Annotated in this window: 14 protein-coding genes; 11 read left to right on the forward strand and 3 right to left on the reverse strand. The window is 53.2% G+C overall.

The annotated features are described in order from the left end of the window. Nucleotides 1-41 precede the first annotated feature (41 nt). From infB to ligA, 10 genes are all read left to right on the forward strand, one after another. Nucleotides 42-2,636, forward strand: coding sequence for a translation initiation factor IF-2 (gene infB, locus V7676_RS09020; protein WP_335659356.1), 2,595 nt, complete (start codon nt 42-44; stop codon nt 2,634-2,636). Nucleotides 2,637-2,828: 192 nt separating this feature from the next. Beyond that, entirely contained in the window at nt 2,829-3,233 is a 405-nt protein-coding gene (gene rbfA, locus V7676_RS09025) for a 30S ribosome-binding factor RbfA (protein ID WP_335659357.1), read from the forward strand. Nucleotides 3,234-3,281: 48 nt separating this feature from the next. Then, nucleotides 3,282-3,827 (forward strand): GNAT family N-acetyltransferase, encoded by a 546-nt coding sequence (locus V7676_RS09030; RefSeq protein ID WP_335659358.1) that lies wholly within the window; start codon nt 3,282-3,284, stop codon nt 3,825-3,827. Then, nucleotides 3,824-4,840 carry a tRNA pseudouridine(55) synthase TruB gene (gene truB, locus V7676_RS09035; protein WP_335659359.1) on the forward strand — a complete coding sequence of 339 codons (1,017 nt, stop codon included), beginning with the start codon at nt 3,824-3,826 and terminating at the stop codon, nt 4,838-4,840. The genes V7676_RS09030 and truB overlap by 4 nt, the downstream gene beginning before the upstream one ends. 25 nt (nt 4,841-4,865) lie before the next feature. Beyond that, nucleotides 4,866-5,135 (forward strand): 30S ribosomal protein S15, encoded by a 270-nt coding sequence (gene rpsO / locus V7676_RS09040; RefSeq protein ID WP_335659360.1) that lies wholly within the window; start codon nt 4,866-4,868, stop codon nt 5,133-5,135. A 177-nt stretch (nt 5,136-5,312) separates the two neighbouring features. Next, nucleotides 5,313-7,607 (forward strand): polyribonucleotide nucleotidyltransferase, encoded by a 2,295-nt coding sequence (gene pnp / locus V7676_RS09045; protein WP_335659361.1) that lies wholly within the window; start codon nt 5,313-5,315, stop codon nt 7,605-7,607. A 174-nt stretch (nt 7,608-7,781) separates the two neighbouring features. Further along, entirely contained in the window at nt 7,782-8,555 is a 774-nt protein-coding gene (locus tag V7676_RS09050) for an outer membrane protein assembly factor BamD (protein ID WP_335659554.1), read from the forward strand. 73 nt (nt 8,556-8,628) lie between these two features. Then, complete coding sequence (recN, locus tag V7676_RS09055; protein ID WP_335659362.1) at nt 8,629-10,293, forward strand: DNA repair protein RecN; 1,665 nt, start codon at nt 8,629-8,631, stop codon at nt 10,291-10,293. Nucleotides 10,294-10,371: 78 nt separating this feature from the next. Then, nucleotides 10,372-11,103 carry a cistern family PEP-CTERM protein gene (locus V7676_RS09060; RefSeq protein WP_335659363.1) on the forward strand — a complete coding sequence of 244 codons (732 nt, stop codon included), beginning with the start codon at nt 10,372-10,374 and terminating at the stop codon, nt 11,101-11,103. A gap of 52 nt (nt 11,104-11,155) precedes the next feature. Continuing rightward, the gene (ligA, locus tag V7676_RS09065) at nt 11,156-13,303 is read left to right on the forward strand and encodes an NAD-dependent DNA ligase LigA (RefSeq protein WP_335659364.1); all 2,148 of its coding nucleotides are present in this window, start codon (nt 11,156-11,158) and stop codon (nt 13,301-13,303) included. Between the two features lie 169 nt (nt 13,304-13,472). On the opposite strand, the gene V7676_RS09070 is transcribed toward ligA, so the two are convergent. Then, the gene (locus V7676_RS09070) at nt 13,473-14,168 is read right to left on the reverse strand and encodes a TIGR02117 family protein (RefSeq protein ID WP_335659365.1); all 696 of its coding nucleotides are present in this window, start codon (nt 14,166-14,168) and stop codon (nt 13,473-13,475) included. Nucleotides 14,169-14,197: 29 nt separating this feature from the next. Here V7676_RS09070 and phhA point away from each other — a divergent pair, with 29 nt between their 5' ends. Continuing rightward, nucleotides 14,198-15,094, forward strand: a complete 897-nt coding sequence (phhA, locus tag V7676_RS09075; RefSeq protein WP_335659366.1) for a phenylalanine 4-monooxygenase — start codon at nt 14,198-14,200, stop codon at nt 15,092-15,094. Between the two features lie 5 nt (nt 15,095-15,099). Here the strand turns inward: phhA and V7676_RS09080 are convergent, their stop codons facing one another. Both V7676_RS09080 and V7676_RS09085 read right to left on the reverse strand, forming a co-directional pair. After that, nucleotides 15,100-16,083 (reverse strand): 50S ribosomal protein L11 methyltransferase, encoded by a 984-nt coding sequence (locus V7676_RS09080; RefSeq protein ID WP_335659367.1) that lies wholly within the window; start codon nt 16,081-16,083, stop codon nt 15,100-15,102. 27 nt (nt 16,084-16,110) lie between these two features. Further along, nucleotides 16,111-17,985 (reverse strand): ATP-binding cassette domain-containing protein, encoded by a 1,875-nt coding sequence (locus V7676_RS09085; RefSeq protein ID WP_335659368.1) that lies wholly within the window; start codon nt 17,983-17,985, stop codon nt 16,111-16,113. Between the last annotated feature and the right edge of the window lie 2 nt (nt 17,986-17,987).

Consider the following 17,987-nt stretch of genomic DNA (forward strand, 5'->3'; position numbering starts at 1 on the left):
TTATTGAAGTAATGAATTTTTTTAAGGATTAAGTCTGTTCGATGAGTGAAGATAGCAAAGATACCGCCAAACCTGCACGCAAGCCTTTGGGACTGAAGCGTTCGGTTGAACCTGGCGAAGTCAAACAGACGTTTAGTCATGGGCGCACCAACAAGGTCGTCGTTGAGGTTAAGCGCCGTAAATTGGTGGGCAAGCCAGGAGCACAGGAAGCGGCGAAGGATATCGTTCCGGAAATGCCAATTCCTGCACCAACACCATCACCTACACCTACACCTACACCGGCGGCGGTAGAGGCGAAAAAGCTCGCGCCCGCTCCAAGAGCACGGCAGGAGGATGTCCTGACCCGTCAGGAAAAACAGGCCAAATTGCTACGCGAAGCCGAAGAATCCCGTTTGTCAGCGATGCAAGAAGCGCGCAAACGCGATACCAAGGCCAAGAAAGATCAGACAGCCGAAGAGAAAAAACGCGCCGAAGATAATCGTAAAGCCGAAGAGGAAGCGGCGAAAAAGGCTCAGGAAGAAATTAAGGTGGCTGAAGCTGCTGCTGCCGCATCTGTTGTTGCAGATGACGCTGTGGAAGCTCCGGCGGAGGCAGCGAAAGAAGAAGCAACACCAACAACAACTGCTGCTGCGACGTCCAAGCATCCACCAGCCCGGAAATTTACGCCGGTGGAAGCGCCAAAACGGCCTGAACCAAAAGCAAAACCGAAAACCGGACGTAGCGATCGCAACGATCGCCGCCAATCTGGCAAGTTAACCGTCAACAAAGCTTTGCGCGGTGAAGATGGTGCAGCACGTGCTCGTTCTCTTGCGGCGCTCAAGCGTGCGCGTGAGAAAGAAAAGCGTGCGCTAAGGTCCGGTCAGCCGCGCGAACCGCGTGAAAAGCAGGTCCGCGATGTGATTGTGCCAGAAGCGATTACCGTACAGGAATTGTCCAAACGTATGGGCGAAAAAGGTGCGCACCTAGTCAAATCCCTGTTCAACATGGGATCAATGGTCACCGTCAACCAGACGATTGACCAGGATACAGCGGAGCTGTTGGTCGAGGAATTTGGCCACCGCATCCAGCGTGTGTCCGAGTCCGATGTTGAAATTAAAACCGAACATGATGTTGATCCGGAAGAAACGCAAAAACCGCGTCCTCCTGTGGTGACGATCATGGGTCACGTCGATCATGGTAAAACAACCTTGCTCGACGCTTTGCGCGGAACCGACGTAGTCGCCGGTGAAGCCGGTGGCATCACCCAGCATATCGGTGCCTATCAAGTTAAAATGAAAAATGGTGAGAAGATCACCTTCCTTGATACGCCGGGCCACGCAGCTTTCACAAGCATGCGGTCTCGCGGTGCCAACGTGACTGATATCGTAATATTGGTTGTGGCTGCCGATGATGGTCTCATGCCACAGACAATTGAAGCGATTAGCCACACCAAGGCCGCGGGCGTACCGATGATTGTCGCGATCAATAAGATCGATAAAGAAGGCGCTGACCCGACAACGGTCCGCACCCGCTTGCTTGAACATGAAGTCATTGTGGAGGCCATGTCTGGTGACGTACAGGATGTGGAAGTCTCTGCGCTCAAGAAGATTAATCTTGATGAGCTGATCGAGAAAATCCATATGCAGGCTGAATTGCTTGAACTTAAGGCCCGTCCGGATCGTCCGGCCGAAGGCATTGTGGTTGAAGCGAAGCTTGATAAAGGACGTGGACCCGTTGCAACCGTGTTGGTTCAGCGCGGCACATTGAAACGCGGCGATATTTTCGTTGTCGGCTCACAGACCGGTAAAGTCCGGGCTTTGATTGATGACAAAGGCGCGCAGACCAAAGAAGCGGGGCCCTCGGTTCCAGTGGAAGTCCTTGGGCTTTCCGGCGTTCCTTCGGCTGGTGATAAACTGACGGTCGTTGAAAACGAATCTCGCGCCCGTGAGGTTGCCGCCTATCGTGCAGAGCAAGAAAAGCTGCACCGCACGACGCAAGCGCCAACAAGTCTGGAAAATATGTTCTCGGCCGCAGCCGACAGTGCAGTGGAATTCCCGCTGCTTGTTAAAGCTGACGTGCAGGGCAGTGCCGAAGCTATTGTGCAGGCGCTGAACAAAATATCCAACGACGATATCAAAGTTCGGATTTTGCATAGCGGTGTTGGCGCAATCACAGAGTCTGATGTGACTTTGGCTAGTGCCAGCAAAGCACCGATCATCGGCTTTAACGTGCGACCCAACGCCAAAGCTCGTGACATTGCGAAGCGCGATGGTGTGCGGCTGAAATATTTCGATATCATCTATGATCTGACCGACGATATTCGTGCTGAAATGGCCGGTGAACTTGGTCCAGAGAAGATCGAGAATGTCATGGGCCGCGCCGAAGTCAAAGATGTCTTCAAATCGGGCAAGAAAGACAAGGCGGCTGGTTTGCTGGTCACCGAAGGCTCTCTTCGCAAAGGTCTGTTTGCACGTCTTACCCGCGACGATGTCATCGTCAGCGCAACGACCATCGCGTCGCTGCGGCGGTTCAAGGACGATGTCGAAGAGGTTCGTGCCGGCATGGAATGTGGCGCGGTGCTCGAAGATACCAATGACATCAAACCGGGCGATATGCTGGAAGTCTTTGAGATCGAAGAAAAAGAACGTATTCTTTGATAATGTCAGTACCGCGGTTTTGATCTGTGGCCAGGGCGGCAGGCAAGTGAATGTCGCTCTGGATGCTGAATTGAGTTCAGTATGACGAATGGAAGGGTTTTGACGGGTTCGTGTCGGTTTGTTTGGCGGCTTCTCAGTGGCTCGAAATCAATCTCTGGCTTCTTTATCTTGGATCAACTCAAGTAGTTTTTTATGGCAAAATATAATGACGTATCTCCTGAAGGCCGCTCTGTACGGTTGCTCCGCGTGGGCGAACAAGCCCGGCATATATTGTCGGAACTGCTGATACGCGGAGAGGTGCATGATGATGTGCTGACTTCTCATTCCGTCAGCGTGACCGAGGTGCGTATGTCTCCGGATTTGCGCCATGCGACGGTTTTTGTGAAACCTTTGTTGGGCGCGAATGAAGCGGATGTGCTCAAGGCGCTGAAAACCAACACGGCCTTTTTCCAGAAGGAAGTCGCGAAGCGGGTGCAGTTGAAATATGCCGCAAAGTTGAAATTCCTGGCGGATGAAAGCTTCGATGAAGCCGAGCATATCAATAGTTTGCTGAGCCATCCGAAAGTCGCTCAAGATCTGGGCGAAGAAGAGCAATAGCGAGATCAACTGCGAAGATTGGCTGAAAGCTTTTCATGGAGACGCTCAATGGCTAAAACCGATGCACCTTTGGATATTGCGTTGATCGACGGCGATGTGCGGATAATTCCCTTTGAAGCTAACCATCTGCCGCATGTTCGGGCGGCCTGTGCGAAAGATACGGAAATTTGGGACATTTATCCGGTCAATATGCTGGATGATGATTTTGATGCACAGCTCAAATCCTTTCACGGCGAAGACGGTTGGGTACGCTTTACAGTATTCAATGGCGATCAGGTGGTCGGCACGACCAGCTATATCCATCCGAGCTTGGAAAATGGCACCGTGATGATTGGCGGAACCTATATTGAACCATCGGTGCGGGGCTCGGATTTTAACCGCCGGATGAAAAAACTGATGATCGACCATGCGTTTGCGAGCGGTTTCTGGCGGATAGAATTTACCGTCGATGCCCGTAACAAACGCTCTATGGCCGCGGTGTTGAAACTGGGGGCGAAGCATGAAGGCACGCTGCGCAGGAACCGGAAGACCTGGACCGGTTATGTCCGTGATACGGCGGTATTCGGCTTGCTGAAAGAGGAGTGGGTCGGTTGAATAAGCCCCATGGCTGGATCATTCTTGACAAACCCTTGGAGCTCGGCTCGACGCAAGCAGTCGGCGCGGTAAAGCGCAACCTGCGCGAGGCCGGTCTAATGGGAAAAGGCAAGAACAAGGCCAAGGTCGGTCATGGCGGGACGCTGGACCCCTTGGCGACCGGCGTGTTGCCGATCGCCATTGGTGAGGCAACTAAACTATGCGGCCGTATGCTCGATGCGTCGAAAATCTATGAATTTACAATCACGTTCGGGACGGAGACCGAAACGCTGGATGCCGAAGGGGAGGTGAGTGAGACATCGGATCATTTGCCGACGTTGGCCGAGATCGAAGCGATCTTACCGCAATTCACAGGGCCGATTGAACAGATACCACCCAAATATTCGGCGCTGAAAATCAACGGTAGGCGGGCCTATGATCTGGCACGGGCTGGCGAGCCGGTGGAGATGAAGCTGCGGGCTGTTACTATCCACTCTCTAGAAATTCGTCATCCTGAACTTGTTTCAGGATCTAATAACATCGCACCTGAGATCCTGAGTCGTCAGACCAGCGAAGCTAAACAAGTTCAGGATGACGAGCCTTTGCAAGAAATTACCCTCACGGCCTCAGTCTCCAAAGGAACCTATATACGCTCTCTGGCGCGTGATATCGCCCGTGCCTTGAACACAGTTGGTCACGTCACCATGTTAAGGAGGACCAAGGCGGGTCCGTTCGCGCTGAAACATGCGATTTCACTGGACAAACTCAATGAAATTGGTAAGGGCGCGGACATTAAAGATTATCTCTTGCCGCTTGAGGCGGGGCTGGACGACATCCCGGCTTTTAACCTCACTCCTGATCAGGCGAGACTGCTTCGGCAAGGCATGACGCTGGACGAACAGGATTTGATCGGGAACCCCGCCCAAAAACAAGGGTTGCACGGGCTTTTCTTGGCGACCGAAGACGATAGTCCGGTTGCCTTGGCTGAGCTTGTTGACGGCACCGTAAAGGTCGTTCGCGGGTTTAATCTGTAAAGATGTTCGAAGGAAAACTTAGATTATGACGATTACTGCAGAAAAAAAACAGGAACTGATTGAAAAATTCGCACAGACAAAAGGCGACACCGGTTCCCCGGAAGTACAGGTTTCCATCCTCACAGAGCGTATCGTAAACCTTACCGAGCATTTTAAAGGCCATCACAAAGATAACCACTCCCGTCGCGGATTGCTTATGATGGTCAACAAGCGTCGCAGCTTGCTGGATTATCTCCGCAAGAAAGATGCAGATCGCTATACCAAATTAATTTCCGCACTTGGTTTGCGGAAATAAGAGTTTTGAAACCGGCCTCCCAATGGAGGCCGTTTTCTTATCGGGCGTTGCGGCAATAAGGCAGCAATGCTCATCAAAAGGGGCACAAATGGCCCCGAACCGCTGTTCAGCCGGATTGCTGGACAAATATGAAAGCCCCCGCACTGCATAGGGCAGGCGGGACAAAGGAAAACAAGAATGTTTGATGTAAAAAAAGTTGAAATGCAGTGGGGCGGACAGACCCTCACTCTCGAAACGGGCCGTATTGCTCGTCAGGCTGACGGCGCTGTACTCGCGACCCTCGGCGAAACGGTTGTACTCTGCGCAGTAACTGCCGCTAAATCGGTACGCGATGGACAAGATTTCTTCCCGCTCACCGTCCACTATCAGGAAAAATTCTCAGCCGCTGGTCGTATTCCAGGTGGCTTTTTCAAGCGCGAAGGCCGTGCGACGGAAAAAGAAACGCTGACATCGCGTTTGATTGACCGTCCTTGCCGTCCTCTGTTCCCAGAAGGTTTCTTCAACGAAATCAACGTGATCTGTCAGGTTATGAGTTATGACGGCGTCAACGAGCCGGATATTTTGGCAATGGTTGCGGCTTCTGCTGCACTGACCATCTCCGGCGTACCTTTCATGGGCCCTATCGGTGCGGCTCGTGTTGGTTACAAAGCAGGCGAATATCAGCTGAACCCATCCATGGAAGAAGTCGCAACAGGCGAACTCGACCTGGTTGTGGCTGCTACACATGGCGCAGTGATGATGGTTGAATCGGAAGCGCAAGAGCTTTCCGAAGAAGTCATGCTCGGCGCTGTGGCGTTCGCTCATGAGGCGTCCAAGCAGGTTGCTGGCCTGATCATCGATCTGGCTGAACAGGCTGCGAAAGAGCCTTGGCAGCTTGATGCTGGCGACGACAATAGTGACATCAAAGACGCCCTGCGTAAGCTGGTCGGAAAAGATATTGCTGCGGCTTACAAGAAAACCGACAAGTCAGAGCGTAGCAACGCGCTGAACAAGGTTCGCGACAAAGCCAAAGAAAAATATGCTGACGCAGACGGCCAAACCCAGATGACTGCCGGTAAGATGGTTAAGAAACTGGAAGCCGAAATCGTTCGCGGCGCTATCATCAAAGACGGTACCCGTATTGACGGTCGGAAGCTTGATCAGGTTCGCCCGATTGAAGCCATGGTTGGCTTGCTGCCACGGACCCACGGTTCGGCTTTGTTTACCCGCGGTGAGACACAGGCAATTGTGACCACGACTTTGGGCACCAAAGACGCCGAGCAGATGATCGATGGGTTGGATGGCCTCAGCTACACCAACTTCATGCTGCACTATAACTTCCCGCCTTATTCGGTTGGTGAAGTTGGGCGTTTCGGATTTACCAGCCGCCGCGAAACAGGACATGGTAAGCTCGCTTTCCGTGCACTGCGTCCAGTTTTGCCGACAGTGGAAGATTTTCCATATACGATCCGTGTTTTGTCCGACATTACCGAGTCCAATGGTTCGTCTTCAATGGCGACCGTTTGTGGCGGTTCGCTGGCAATGATGGATGCCGGTGTGCCGTTGGCGCGTCCGGTTTCCGGTATTGCGATGGGCCTGATCCTCGAAGGCGAAGAATTTGCGGTTCTTTCCGACATTCTTGGCGACGAAGATCATCTCGGCGACATGGACTTCAAGGTTGCTGGTACCGAAAAAGGCATCACTTCCTTGCAGATGGACATCAAGGTGGCCGGCATTACGCAGGAAATCATGAAGTCAGCTTTGGAACAAGCCAGTGGCGGCCGCGCGCATATCCTTGGTGAAATGGCCAAGGCGCTTAGCTCCGTTCGTACCGAAATGTCCGAACATGCTCCGCGTATCGAAACATTGCAGATCAACAAAGAGAAGATCCGTGAAGTTATTGGTACCGGCGGCAAAGTGATCCGCGAAATCGTTGCCGAAACCGGTGCGAAGGTCGACATTGATGATGAAGGCCTGATCAAGGTTTCTTCTTCCGAGAAATCACAGATTGATGCGGCGATCGCATGGATCAAGGGCATTGTGGAAGAAGCCGAAGTTGGCAAAGTCTATGATGGTAAAGTTGTGAACCTCGTCGACTTTGGTGCATTTGTGAACTTCATGGGCGGCAAAGACGGTCTCGTCCACGTCTCTGAAATCAAGAATGAGCGCGTCGAGAAAGTTGCTGACGAACTGAGCGAAGGCCAGGAAGTCAAGGTTAAGGTTCTTGAAATCGATCAGCGTGGCAAGGTTCGCCTGTCGATGCGGGTTGTTGATCAGGAAACCGGTGAAGAACTGGAGGACACCCGTCCTGCACGCGAACCACGTGGTGATAAACCTCGTGGACCACGCCGTGACGGTGCTGGCGGCGGCGGTGGTCGTGGCCGCGACGGTGGTGGACGTGGCCGTGATGGCGGCGGACGTGGCCGGAACAATGATGGTCCAAAGGATGATGGCGGCGATATTCCTTTGCCAAGCTCGATTACCGAAGACTAGATTTTCGATTTAATATTATAATGAAGGGCTCCGTGAAAGCGGGGCCCTTTTTTTGCGCAAATCATTCATCTTGCAGATAACTACAAGCCGCTAGGAGCGATCAATGATTACGCATCGCTCAAACAACTATTGGCGGGCAGGGGATTAGTGGTTAAGGGAAGTGTTATGAAAAACATGATCATCAAAGCGGCTCTGCTGGGCCTGTCGGTTACCACTCTTTCAGCCTGTGCAGGCATGGGCGGCGGAGGAGGTAAAGGCGGGGACACTCGCTATGTCGCTCGTGATGTGAATACCCTCTATAATGCTGCAAAAGAGCGCCTGGACAACGGCCAATATAAGATTGCGGCGGCCTTGTTTGATGAGGTGGAGCGCCAGCATCCTTATTCGCCATGGGCGCGCCGCGCACAGCAAATGAGTGCATTTAGCTATTATGTCGCCGGTGATTATAATAACGCGATCGAATCATCGCGGCGTTTTCTTTCCATCCATCCGGGTAATAAAGACGCGCCTTATGCCTATTATCTGATCGCGCTCAGCTATTATGAGCAGATTAGTGACGTCACCCGGGATCAGAAGATTACCGAGCAGGCGCTGTCCACATTGGGTGAAGTCGCCCGCCGCTATCCCAATACCCGCTATGCCGCCGATGCCACTTTGAAAATGGATTTGGTCAATGACCATCTTGCCGGCAAAGAAATGGAAATTGGCCGTTTTTACCAGCGGCGCGGCAAATGGTTGGCCGCAACTATCCGTTTTCGCACCGTGATCGAGAAATATGAAACCACGACTCACGCCGCAGAAGCGCTGATGCGGTTGACGGAATCCTATCTCGCACTCGGCGTGCCTAGTGAAGCCAAGAAAACTGCTGCGGTTCTGGGTGCCAACTATCCCGGTTCGAAATGGTATGAGCGCGCTTATGCACTGGTCAACAAGCACGGCGCGACCTGAAATCCGCTTAAATTACAGCGTTCAATGTCCATGGGACATTGCGGCTAAGATAAACGTGATTTAAGAGAGGGCTGTGCTGCAGTCCCTTTCCATTCGTGACATTGTTCTCATAGAGGCGCTGGACCTTGAGTTCGGCGCGGGCCTGTCGGTGCTGACCGGCGAAACCGGTGCGGGTAAATCAATATTACTGGATTCTCTGGGCCTAGCGCTCGGCAATCGTGCGGATAGCGGATTGGTCCGGCAAGGCACGGAAAAGGCACAGGTAACCGCAAGTTTCGATCCGCCACCAGTGGGCAGCAAACTGGCTGCCTATCTTCAGGATAATGATATAGAAGTGGAAGCGGGTGAACCGCTTATTATAAAGCGCTCTGTCAAAGCCGATGGCGGTAGCCGCGCTTTTGTGAATGATCAGTCCTGTTCCGCGACCTTACTGCGCGAATTGGGCAGTAAGCTTATCGAGATTCACGGGCAGCATGATGATCGTGGTCTGATTAACCCACGGGGCCATCGGGCATTGCTCGACACCTATGCCAGTGCCGATAGCAAAAAGGTAAGGCAGGCTTTTGAAGGCTGGCAGTCCGCAAAACAGGCTTTGGAACAAGCGCTAAATGATCAGGAAGCGGCGGAACTGGACCGCGAATATCTGGAACATAGCGTGGCGGAACTCTCTAAATTCGCGCCCCAACCGGGCGAGGAGCAGGAATTGGCTCTTGAGCGCGCGACGATGATGAAGGGCGAGAAGCTGACCGGCGACCTAGAGGCGATCCGGGCGGCCTTTGATGGCTCGAATGGCGGTTTGGCTTCCTTGCGCGCGGCGGCGCGGCGGCTCGACCGGATAGCTGAAGACCATCCATTGCTGGCCGAAGCGTTGCAGTTTATTGATCGCGCGGTGATCGAAGCCAGCGAAGCAGAGGACAAGCTGAACGAGGCGGCCCAAGCGCTGATGTTTGATCCACAGCGGCTCGACGATATGGAGACGCGACTCTTTGACCTGCGCGCATTAGCGCGCAAGCATCGGGTTGAGGGAGAGGCCCTGCCGCAATTGCTAGTTGATCTGGAAAACCGGTTAGCGGCGATTAGCGATGGCGGAAAATCACTGGGCGCGTTGGAGGCCAATGTAAAAGCTTCCAAGCAGACTTACGTGGACCTTGCAGAGGCGCTACGCATCAAGCGAAGCAAGGCGGCCAAAGCGCTCGACAAAGCGGTAGCGGGTGAACTCGTACCCCTGAAACTGGACGCAGCGCGGTTTGAAACCCTGTTGGAGCCATTGGATGAAGATCGCTGGGGCGCCAATGGCATGGACCGGATCGAATTTCTGATCTCCACCAATCCCGGTGCGCCCTTGGCTCCGCTCGGCAAAATTGCTTCGGGCGGGGAGTTATCGCGGTTCATATTGGCCCTGAAAGTTGCCTTGGCAGAAGAAGGCGGCGCCAAGACGATTATTTTTGACGAGGTTGACCGCGGCGTCGGCGGAGCAGTGGCGTCGGCCATTGGGGATCGGCTGTCCCGGCTTTCGGGCAGCGCGCAATTGCTGGTCGTGACGCACAGCCCGCAAGTGGCCTCTAAGGGCGATGCCCATATGCTGATCAATAAAAGCTCTAACGGCACCGTATCGCGTACCGATGTGCGCGCGTTGGATAACGAAGGCCGTCGGCAGGAAATCGCGCGGATGCTGTCCGGTGCCGATGTGACCGATGAGGCAAGGGCGCAGGCGGATCGTTTGCTGGAGGGGGTTTGAATACTGGGATATTCTGTAGCAAAACGGGACAATCTTCCTTGGCCTAATTTGCAATTAGCCTAATAAAGGTTTAATAAAGTGTCTGATGCACATTTGCGTACGGATAGACTGATCGATATGTATAAACATTTAATATCCTTATCATTTTTGGCGGCTTCTTTAGTGGCTATGCCCACAAGTGCTGCGGTCTTTATCGATTCGAGCGTTACCGGAAGCACGTTTTCAATAAGCTATGAAGGCAAAGTCGGCGGTTCGATGACGTCACTGATCAGCGCGTCACAAGAGTTTACATTTGTTGGTGCCACCAATGGCAACACAACATATAATTTTAGCTATTCGCTGACTAACGATTCAACCAACGCATCGCGCATCCGTTCTTTTGGCTTTGATGTGACCTCTGCAGATACGATCTCCTCTTTCTCCGCGACCGGGGCCTATCCGTTTTCTGCCGCCAATAATAATTTCCCTGAAGGCCTTGGAGTACGTGAGATATGTTTCCGTGCTACAGGCGGTAATAATTGTACCGGCGGACCCAATGGTCTGACGCAAGGCCAGACCGGAATAGGTACGTTTTCGATCAATTTTGTTGACGGAACCAATACGATCGAGCTGGATAATTTTGTTACTCGCTTTCAATCAATCGCGCCGGATATTAATGGCTCGAATAGCGGTGTCGGAATAGGCACGATGAACGCTGTGCCAGAGCCGGCTACTTGGGTGATGCTGATATTCGGTTTTGGTTTGATCGGTGGTGCGTTGCGCGCGGCTCCTGGGGCATCACGAAAACGCTTCGCTTTCTCTCCTGAATAAAACTTGATTTTAACGGCTTTTGTTCGCGTTTCTATGCGGCTAAGACCTTTGTATGAATGAAGCCGATGCAGCCAACGAACTCATGCGTCTCGCGCGCAAGATCGCCAAGCATAACAAGCTTTATCATGCTGAGGACACGCCGGAAATTTCCGACGCGGATTATGATGCGCTGGTCCGGCGCAATAATGAACTTGAAGAGGCATTTCCGCATCTGGTGCGGGATGATAGCCCGAACAAGTTAGTCGGCGCGGCGGTGGCGGCCTCTCCGCTTTCTAAAGTTGCCCATGAGCAGCGGATGATGAGTCTCGACAATGGCTTTTCCGATGAGGATATATCGGAATGGCTGGCGCGGGTACGACGGTTTTTGAACTTGCCGGATGATGAACCGGTGGCGGTGACGGCGGAGGACAAGATTGATGGTCTGTCCTGCTCGCTGCGTTATGAAAAAGGCGAATTGGTACTGGCGGCGACGCGCGGGGACGGTCAAATTGGGGAAGATGTCACCGCCAATGTGCGGATGATCGCAGATATTCCCCAAAAGCTTATCGGGGATGTGCCCGATATTTTCGAAATCCGCGGAGAGGTCTATATGGCCAAGGCGGATTTTGATGGCCTCAACGCCCGTTTGATGGATGAAGGCAAAGCCGATGCGGTGGCCAAAAATGTCGATTTTGATCCCGAGAAAATCCGTCAATTTGCCAATCCTCGCAATGCGGCAGCTGGTTCACTACGGCAGAAAAATGCGAATATTACCGCCAAGCGGCCTTTGAAATTCTGGGCCCATGGCTGGGGCGTAGCAAGCGAAGTGCCGGGCGACACAGCTTTTGACGTCATGAAGGCCATTAAAAGCTGGGGCGTGCCGGTATCGCCGCTGGTCCAACGGTTTGAAACGCTGGACGATATGCTGGCCCATTACCGCCATATAGAGGCGGAGCGTGCGGACCTGCCCTATGATATTGACGGTGTGGTCTATAAGGTGGACCGACTCGACTGGCAGCAGCGGCTTGGCTTCGTCGCCAAGGCTCCGCGCTGGGCATTGGCGCATAAATTCCCCGCTGAACAGGCGCAGACCACATTGGAAAGCATTGATATTCAAGTCGGGCGCACCGGCAAATTAACTCCTGTGGGCCGGTTAAAGCCCGTGACGGTGGGCGGCGTGGTCGTGTCTAACGTGACGCTGCATAATCGGGATGAAATAGAGCGGCTGGGCGTTCGTCCGGGAGATCGCGTGTTGGTGCAGCGGGCGGGGGACGTTATCCCGCAGGTGGCGGAAAATCTCACACGCGACGAACCGCGCGAACCCTATCATTTTCCCGACCATTGCCCGATTTGCCATAGTGAGGCTGTGGCCGAAGAAGGCGAAGTGGATGTGCGCTGCACGGGCGGGCTGATCTGTCCGGCCCAAAGATTTCAGCGGCTGGCGCATTTTGCATCGCGGCCAGCTCTCGATATTGATGGACTAGGTGAAAAGAGCATCGCTGAATTTATCGAAGCAGGTTTTATCGAAAGTCCTGCTGATATTTTCCGGCTGCATCAGCATCGTGCAGAGATATTAGCCCGCGACGGCTGGCAGGATAAGTCTGTGGATAATTTGTTGGCAGCTGTGGAAAAGAAACGCTCCGCCGATGCGGCAAGACTGCTCTTTGGTCTTGGCATTCGCCATATCGGCGCGGTTTCCGCCCGTGATTTGATGAAAAAAGTGATGCGGTTGAAAGACATTGCTGCGCTGGCAGAAACCATAGAGGCTGAGCGGTCGGGCATTGAAAAATTGCCGGACGAAGAGGAAAAAAAATACCGGCAGCGGATTGATAATGCGGTGTCGGAAGTCATTGCGATTGATGGCGTTGGGGCGGCCGTTGGGCATTCGCTCGCCGATTTTTTCCATGAACCCCATAATCGCGCCGTTTGGGATGATTTGATGGGAGAAGTCACGCCGCCGGATTATATTATCGAAACCCGCGATAGCGCTGTCGCAGGAAAAACTGTTGTTTTCACCGGCAAGCTAGAGACTATGAGCCGCGATGAAGCCAAGGCACAGGCGGAGGCTTTAGGCGCCAAAGCATCTGGTTCGGTCAGTGCAAAAACCGATTTATTGGTTGCCGGTCCCGGTGCGGGATCAAAGATGAAGAAAGCGGCCGAGCTGGGCATCGAAGTTATAGATGAAGCCGCTTGGGCGGAGATTGTTAAAGCAGCGGGATAGGGGGGATTTATGTTCTTGGGTATATATTCTCGTCATCCTGAACTTGTTTCAGGATCTATTGCAAGAACAACACGACCTGCGCATATCTGCAAAATGGATCCTGAAACAAGTTCAGGATGACGAATATAGATGACGAATATGGGAGGTGGCTCGTTCGGATTCTACCCACTCACAAACCATCCGTATTCGGTTCCAAAAACCAGCGCATTACACCGCCCTGAAAAGGAGTCCAGATACCGGTTCGGATACCAGCCTGACTCAGGACATCGCTGGTCCAGCTATTGCAGGTGTAAAAGGCGTTATAATGGCCGCGCGCTTCATAGAAGAGATCATCCTTGCCATAGCCGGATGAGGGGATAGCGTTACCGGACGGATCGAATAGGAAACGTGATTTTATCGCTTCCACGATCAGCCGATATTCGGCTTCGCTGACTTTGAATGCGCGCCGGTAATGGGGATAAGCCTGTGGATATTTCAGGTGATAAACATGGAGTAGCACATCATCGCTGCCCAATATCGCGCTGGTGGCATCCTTGAAACGGAGGTTCTGCCAATATCGGGTATTACGATAGACGCCTTCATGGCCCCATCCGACTAATATGTGACTCCCATATTCTGTGGGATCATCCAGATGTTCGGGGCGGATCAATGCGCCCCAGTCATGGACATCGCTGTGGATCGGCATGATGATTCCGGTATGCACGCCATTGGTTTCTATATATAATTTTATGCCATCATCGGGGCTTTTCCAATATGGATTGGCGGGCAATATACTACCGAAAAGGGCGGCTATCAGATATAGTGCGACCGCTGCTGCAAGGCTGGCAAAGATGCGTTTAAGCCATTTTATTCGAGTAGTTGCCATTGAAACCTTTTTTGCTGTAAGATGGCTTTATGCTCACCACTCCCGATCCAGAATTACATGTCTATGACAAGCCGCCAGCGCACGCAAATGCCGACTGGACCATTGATCAAAACTGGTCCGGCTATTCGGCCGAAGATCATGCCACATGGGACACGCTATTTGCGCGCCAACGGGAAATGTTGCCGGGCCGCGCGGCGCAGGCTTTTCTGGATGGTATCGATATATTGCAATTGACCAAGCCCGGAATTCCTGACTTTGAGGAATTGAACAAAATATTGATGGATGCGACTGGCTGGCAGGTGGTGGCGGTACCGGGGCTTGTGCCCGATGCTGTGTTTTTTGAACATCTCGCCAATCGCCGCTTTGTTTCCGGGCATTTTATCAGGCGACCGGACCAGCTGGATTATTTGCAGGAACCCGATATTTTTCACGATGTTTTTGGGCATGTCCCCATGTTGGCCGATCAACGCTTTGCAGATTATATGCAGGCTTATGGTCGCGGCGGGCTTTGGGCGCTAAAATATGGGACGCTGAAACAATTGGCGCGGCTCTATTGGTACACGGTTGAATTTGGATTGATGCAGGAGCCGGAAGGGTTGCGGATTTACGGAGCCGGAATTGTTTCCAGCTTTGGCGAGAGCGTGTTTGCGTTAGACGACGCCAGTCCCAATCGCATCATGTTCGATCTGGAACGGGTGTTGCGGACGGAATATAGGATTGATGATTTCCAGCAGAATTATTTTGTCATTCCCAGTCTGGACGAATTGTTGCGGGTGACAATCGAAACTGACTTTAAGCCGGTATATGATAAAATTGCGCGCCTGCCTGACATCGCCATTGCTGACATTATCGATGCAGATGATGTGGTGACACGGGGCACGCAGAACCATGTTAGCGCGCAAGGTGACACAGCCGTTATTGTGTAATCAGCTCAGCACTCGCCGAAATAATCGGATGCCAGTGGGGACCGGATAGCTGTTCTGGTTTTGGCAGGCCCATATTCCCGAGCCTTGATCAGCGTCAGGCAAGGCCATTCATCGCCGACCCGCGTATGGCGCAGGCGAAATCCTACTCTGGTATAGGCGCTAACGACTTCAATTTTTTGTGCCTTTAGTAAGCCAGCCAATATCAAGACCGTATTAGGTGCAGCGGCAGCAGCAATTTGCGGGGCCAGAGCAATCAACGGACCGGCCAATATATTGGCGATGATAAGGTCATAGGGCGCGCGGCGATTAATCGCGGGATGGTCAAGGCCATTGCTGGTGAGCAATTTTATCGCACGGGGCGCTGTTCCAGTTGTAATACCATTCACACGGGCATTTTCTTCGCTGACTTGAACGGCAACGGGATCAATATCGCTCGCGATAATCTGGGCAGTTGGCCAGAGATGGCGGGCGACGAAGGCGAGCAGGCCGGTGCCAGTTCCCACGTCGATAATATTGGAATAAAGCTGACCATTTCGTTTAAGCTGATCGAGGCTTTCGAGGCAACCCAGCGTCGTTTCATGATGTCCGGTCCCAAAAGCTTGACTGGCATCGATGCAGATATTCTTGACGGCTTTGTCGTCCAGTGGAGCACTGTTGGATGTATGGACATAAAAACGTCCGGCGCGCAGCGGTTCCAGATCGCGCTGGCTGAGCGTTACCCAATCTTCATTTTGTAGTTTCTCGACAACCGGTTTGATCTTGGATTGCTGTGCCGATGGGGAAAGGTTGCAGATATGGTCTAGAAGCGCGTTATCCGGATTCCAGTTGCAATAAACCTCGATCACCCAATCATCGGGCCTATCCGGAGCGGCTTCGCGTGTAACAATTGTCGGGGCATCATCATATTGATCGAGGGATAGGTCGTCATTTGCCAATTGTTCGGCTTCCCTACGCGTGCACGGCAGGGAGATTTTCCAAGTGTCGGTCATCTAATGGCTAGCCCGCCATAAACGCGTCTAAGCATTGGCGGTGTCCAGCGCTTCATTGGCTGCCAACCAAGCGGCTTCAGTTTTTTCCAGATCATCCTGCACAGATGCGCGTAATTTCATCAATTCGGTCATGGTGAGGTCCGTAAAATCTTTTTCGGCAGTCGCCGGATCGAACATGGCGCGGTCAATGCCGGACAGCTTTTTGCCAAGTGTTTCGATTTTCTTTTCGGCGGTGCTGGCCGTTTTGCGCAATTCCGATTGCTGTTTGCGTCGTTCAGCGGCGATGCGGCGGTCTTCCTTGCGATTGCCGCTACCGCCACCTGATCCAGCCTTGGGTTCCTGATTCTTGCCCAGAACAAAATCGGTATAATCGTTCAAAGTCCCAGAAAATTCAGATGCTTTGCCGCTGTCGACCATGACCAGACGGTCGGCGGTAAGCTCTAGCATATGGCGGTCATGGCTGACCAAAATCACCGCGCCGCTATATTCATTCAAGGCGTGGACCAACGCTTCGCGGGCATCGACGTCGAGATGGTTGGTTGGCTCATCAAGGATCAACAAATGCGGCGCGTCGCGTGTGATCAAGGCCAAGGCCAAGCGCGCCCGTTCGCCGCCTGACAATTTGCCGACTTTCATCGTCGCCTTGTCACCGGAGAAGCCGAAGCGGCCCAATTGTGCGCGAACAGCGCCCGGTTTGGCGTCTTTCATCAGCCGCGTCATATGTTCCAGCGGCGTATCGGTCGTATCCAGTTCTTCGACCTGATATTGGGTGAAATAGCCCACGGTCAGCTTGCCGGATTTGCTCATAGAGCCTGCTTTGGGTTCCAGTTGGCTGGCGAGCAGACGGGCAAGGGTCGTTTTACCATTACCATTGCGGCCCAGCAAAGCGGTACGATCATCGGGATCAAGGCGCAGGTTGAGGTCCGACAATATGATATTATCGCCGTAACCGACAGCCGCATCGTCAAGCGTGATCAGCGGCGGTTTAAGTTCCACCGGATTGGGAAAATGAAAGCTGAGCGAGGGATCTTCAATCGCCGCCGCAATCGGCTCCATGCGGGACAATGCCTTCACACGGCTTTGCGCCTGTTTGGCACTATGGGCTTTCGCACCCCAACGGGTGACAAAGGCTTGCAGCTTTTCCCTCTGAGCCACTTGTTTTTCGCGGGATGAGGCCAGTTGCGCCTGACGTTCTGCGCGTTGTTTTTCAAACGCGTCATAGCCGCCGGGATAAAGCGTGGTTTTCCCGCCTTGCAGATGCAGGATATGATCGACCACATTGTTGAGCAAATCCCGCTCATGGCTAATCACCAAAATAGTCGCCTGATAGCTAGTCAGGAAATTTTCCAGCCACAAGGTCGCTTCAAGGTCAAGGTGGTTGGAGGGCTCGTCGAGCAATAGCAATTCGGGCTGCGAGAACAGAAGCGCCGCGAGCGCGACACGCATCCGCCAACCGCCGGAAAAACTGTCCATTGGCTGTTGTTGGGCCGCTTCATCGAACCCAAGGCCGATCAGGATTTTTGCCGCACGAGCCGGCGCGCTGTGCGCCTCGATCATATTGAGACGCTCGTGAACTTCGGCGATCCTGTGCGGGTCGGCGACAGTTTCCGCTTCTTCTAGCAGCGCGGCGCGTTCCGTATCAGCGGCCAAAACGGTTTCCAGCGGCGTTTCCACACCGGCAGGTGCTTCCTGCGCAATATAGCCCATACGGGCGCCTTTGGGCATGTCCACACTGCCGTCATCTGGCTCCAATAATCCGGCCACGACTTTCATCAGGGTGGATTTTCCGGCACCATTGCGGCCGATCATCCCCACGCGTGCGCCAGGGGGCAGGGCGGCTGTAGCGCCGTCCAAAATAACTGAGCCGCCAAGGCGGACTGTAATGTTGCTGAAGTTAAGCATGG

This window comes from Parasphingorhabdus sp. (assembly GCF_036963805.1).
In the GTDB taxonomy this organism is placed as follows: Bacteria; Pseudomonadota; Alphaproteobacteria; order Sphingomonadales; family Sphingomonadaceae; genus Parasphingorhabdus.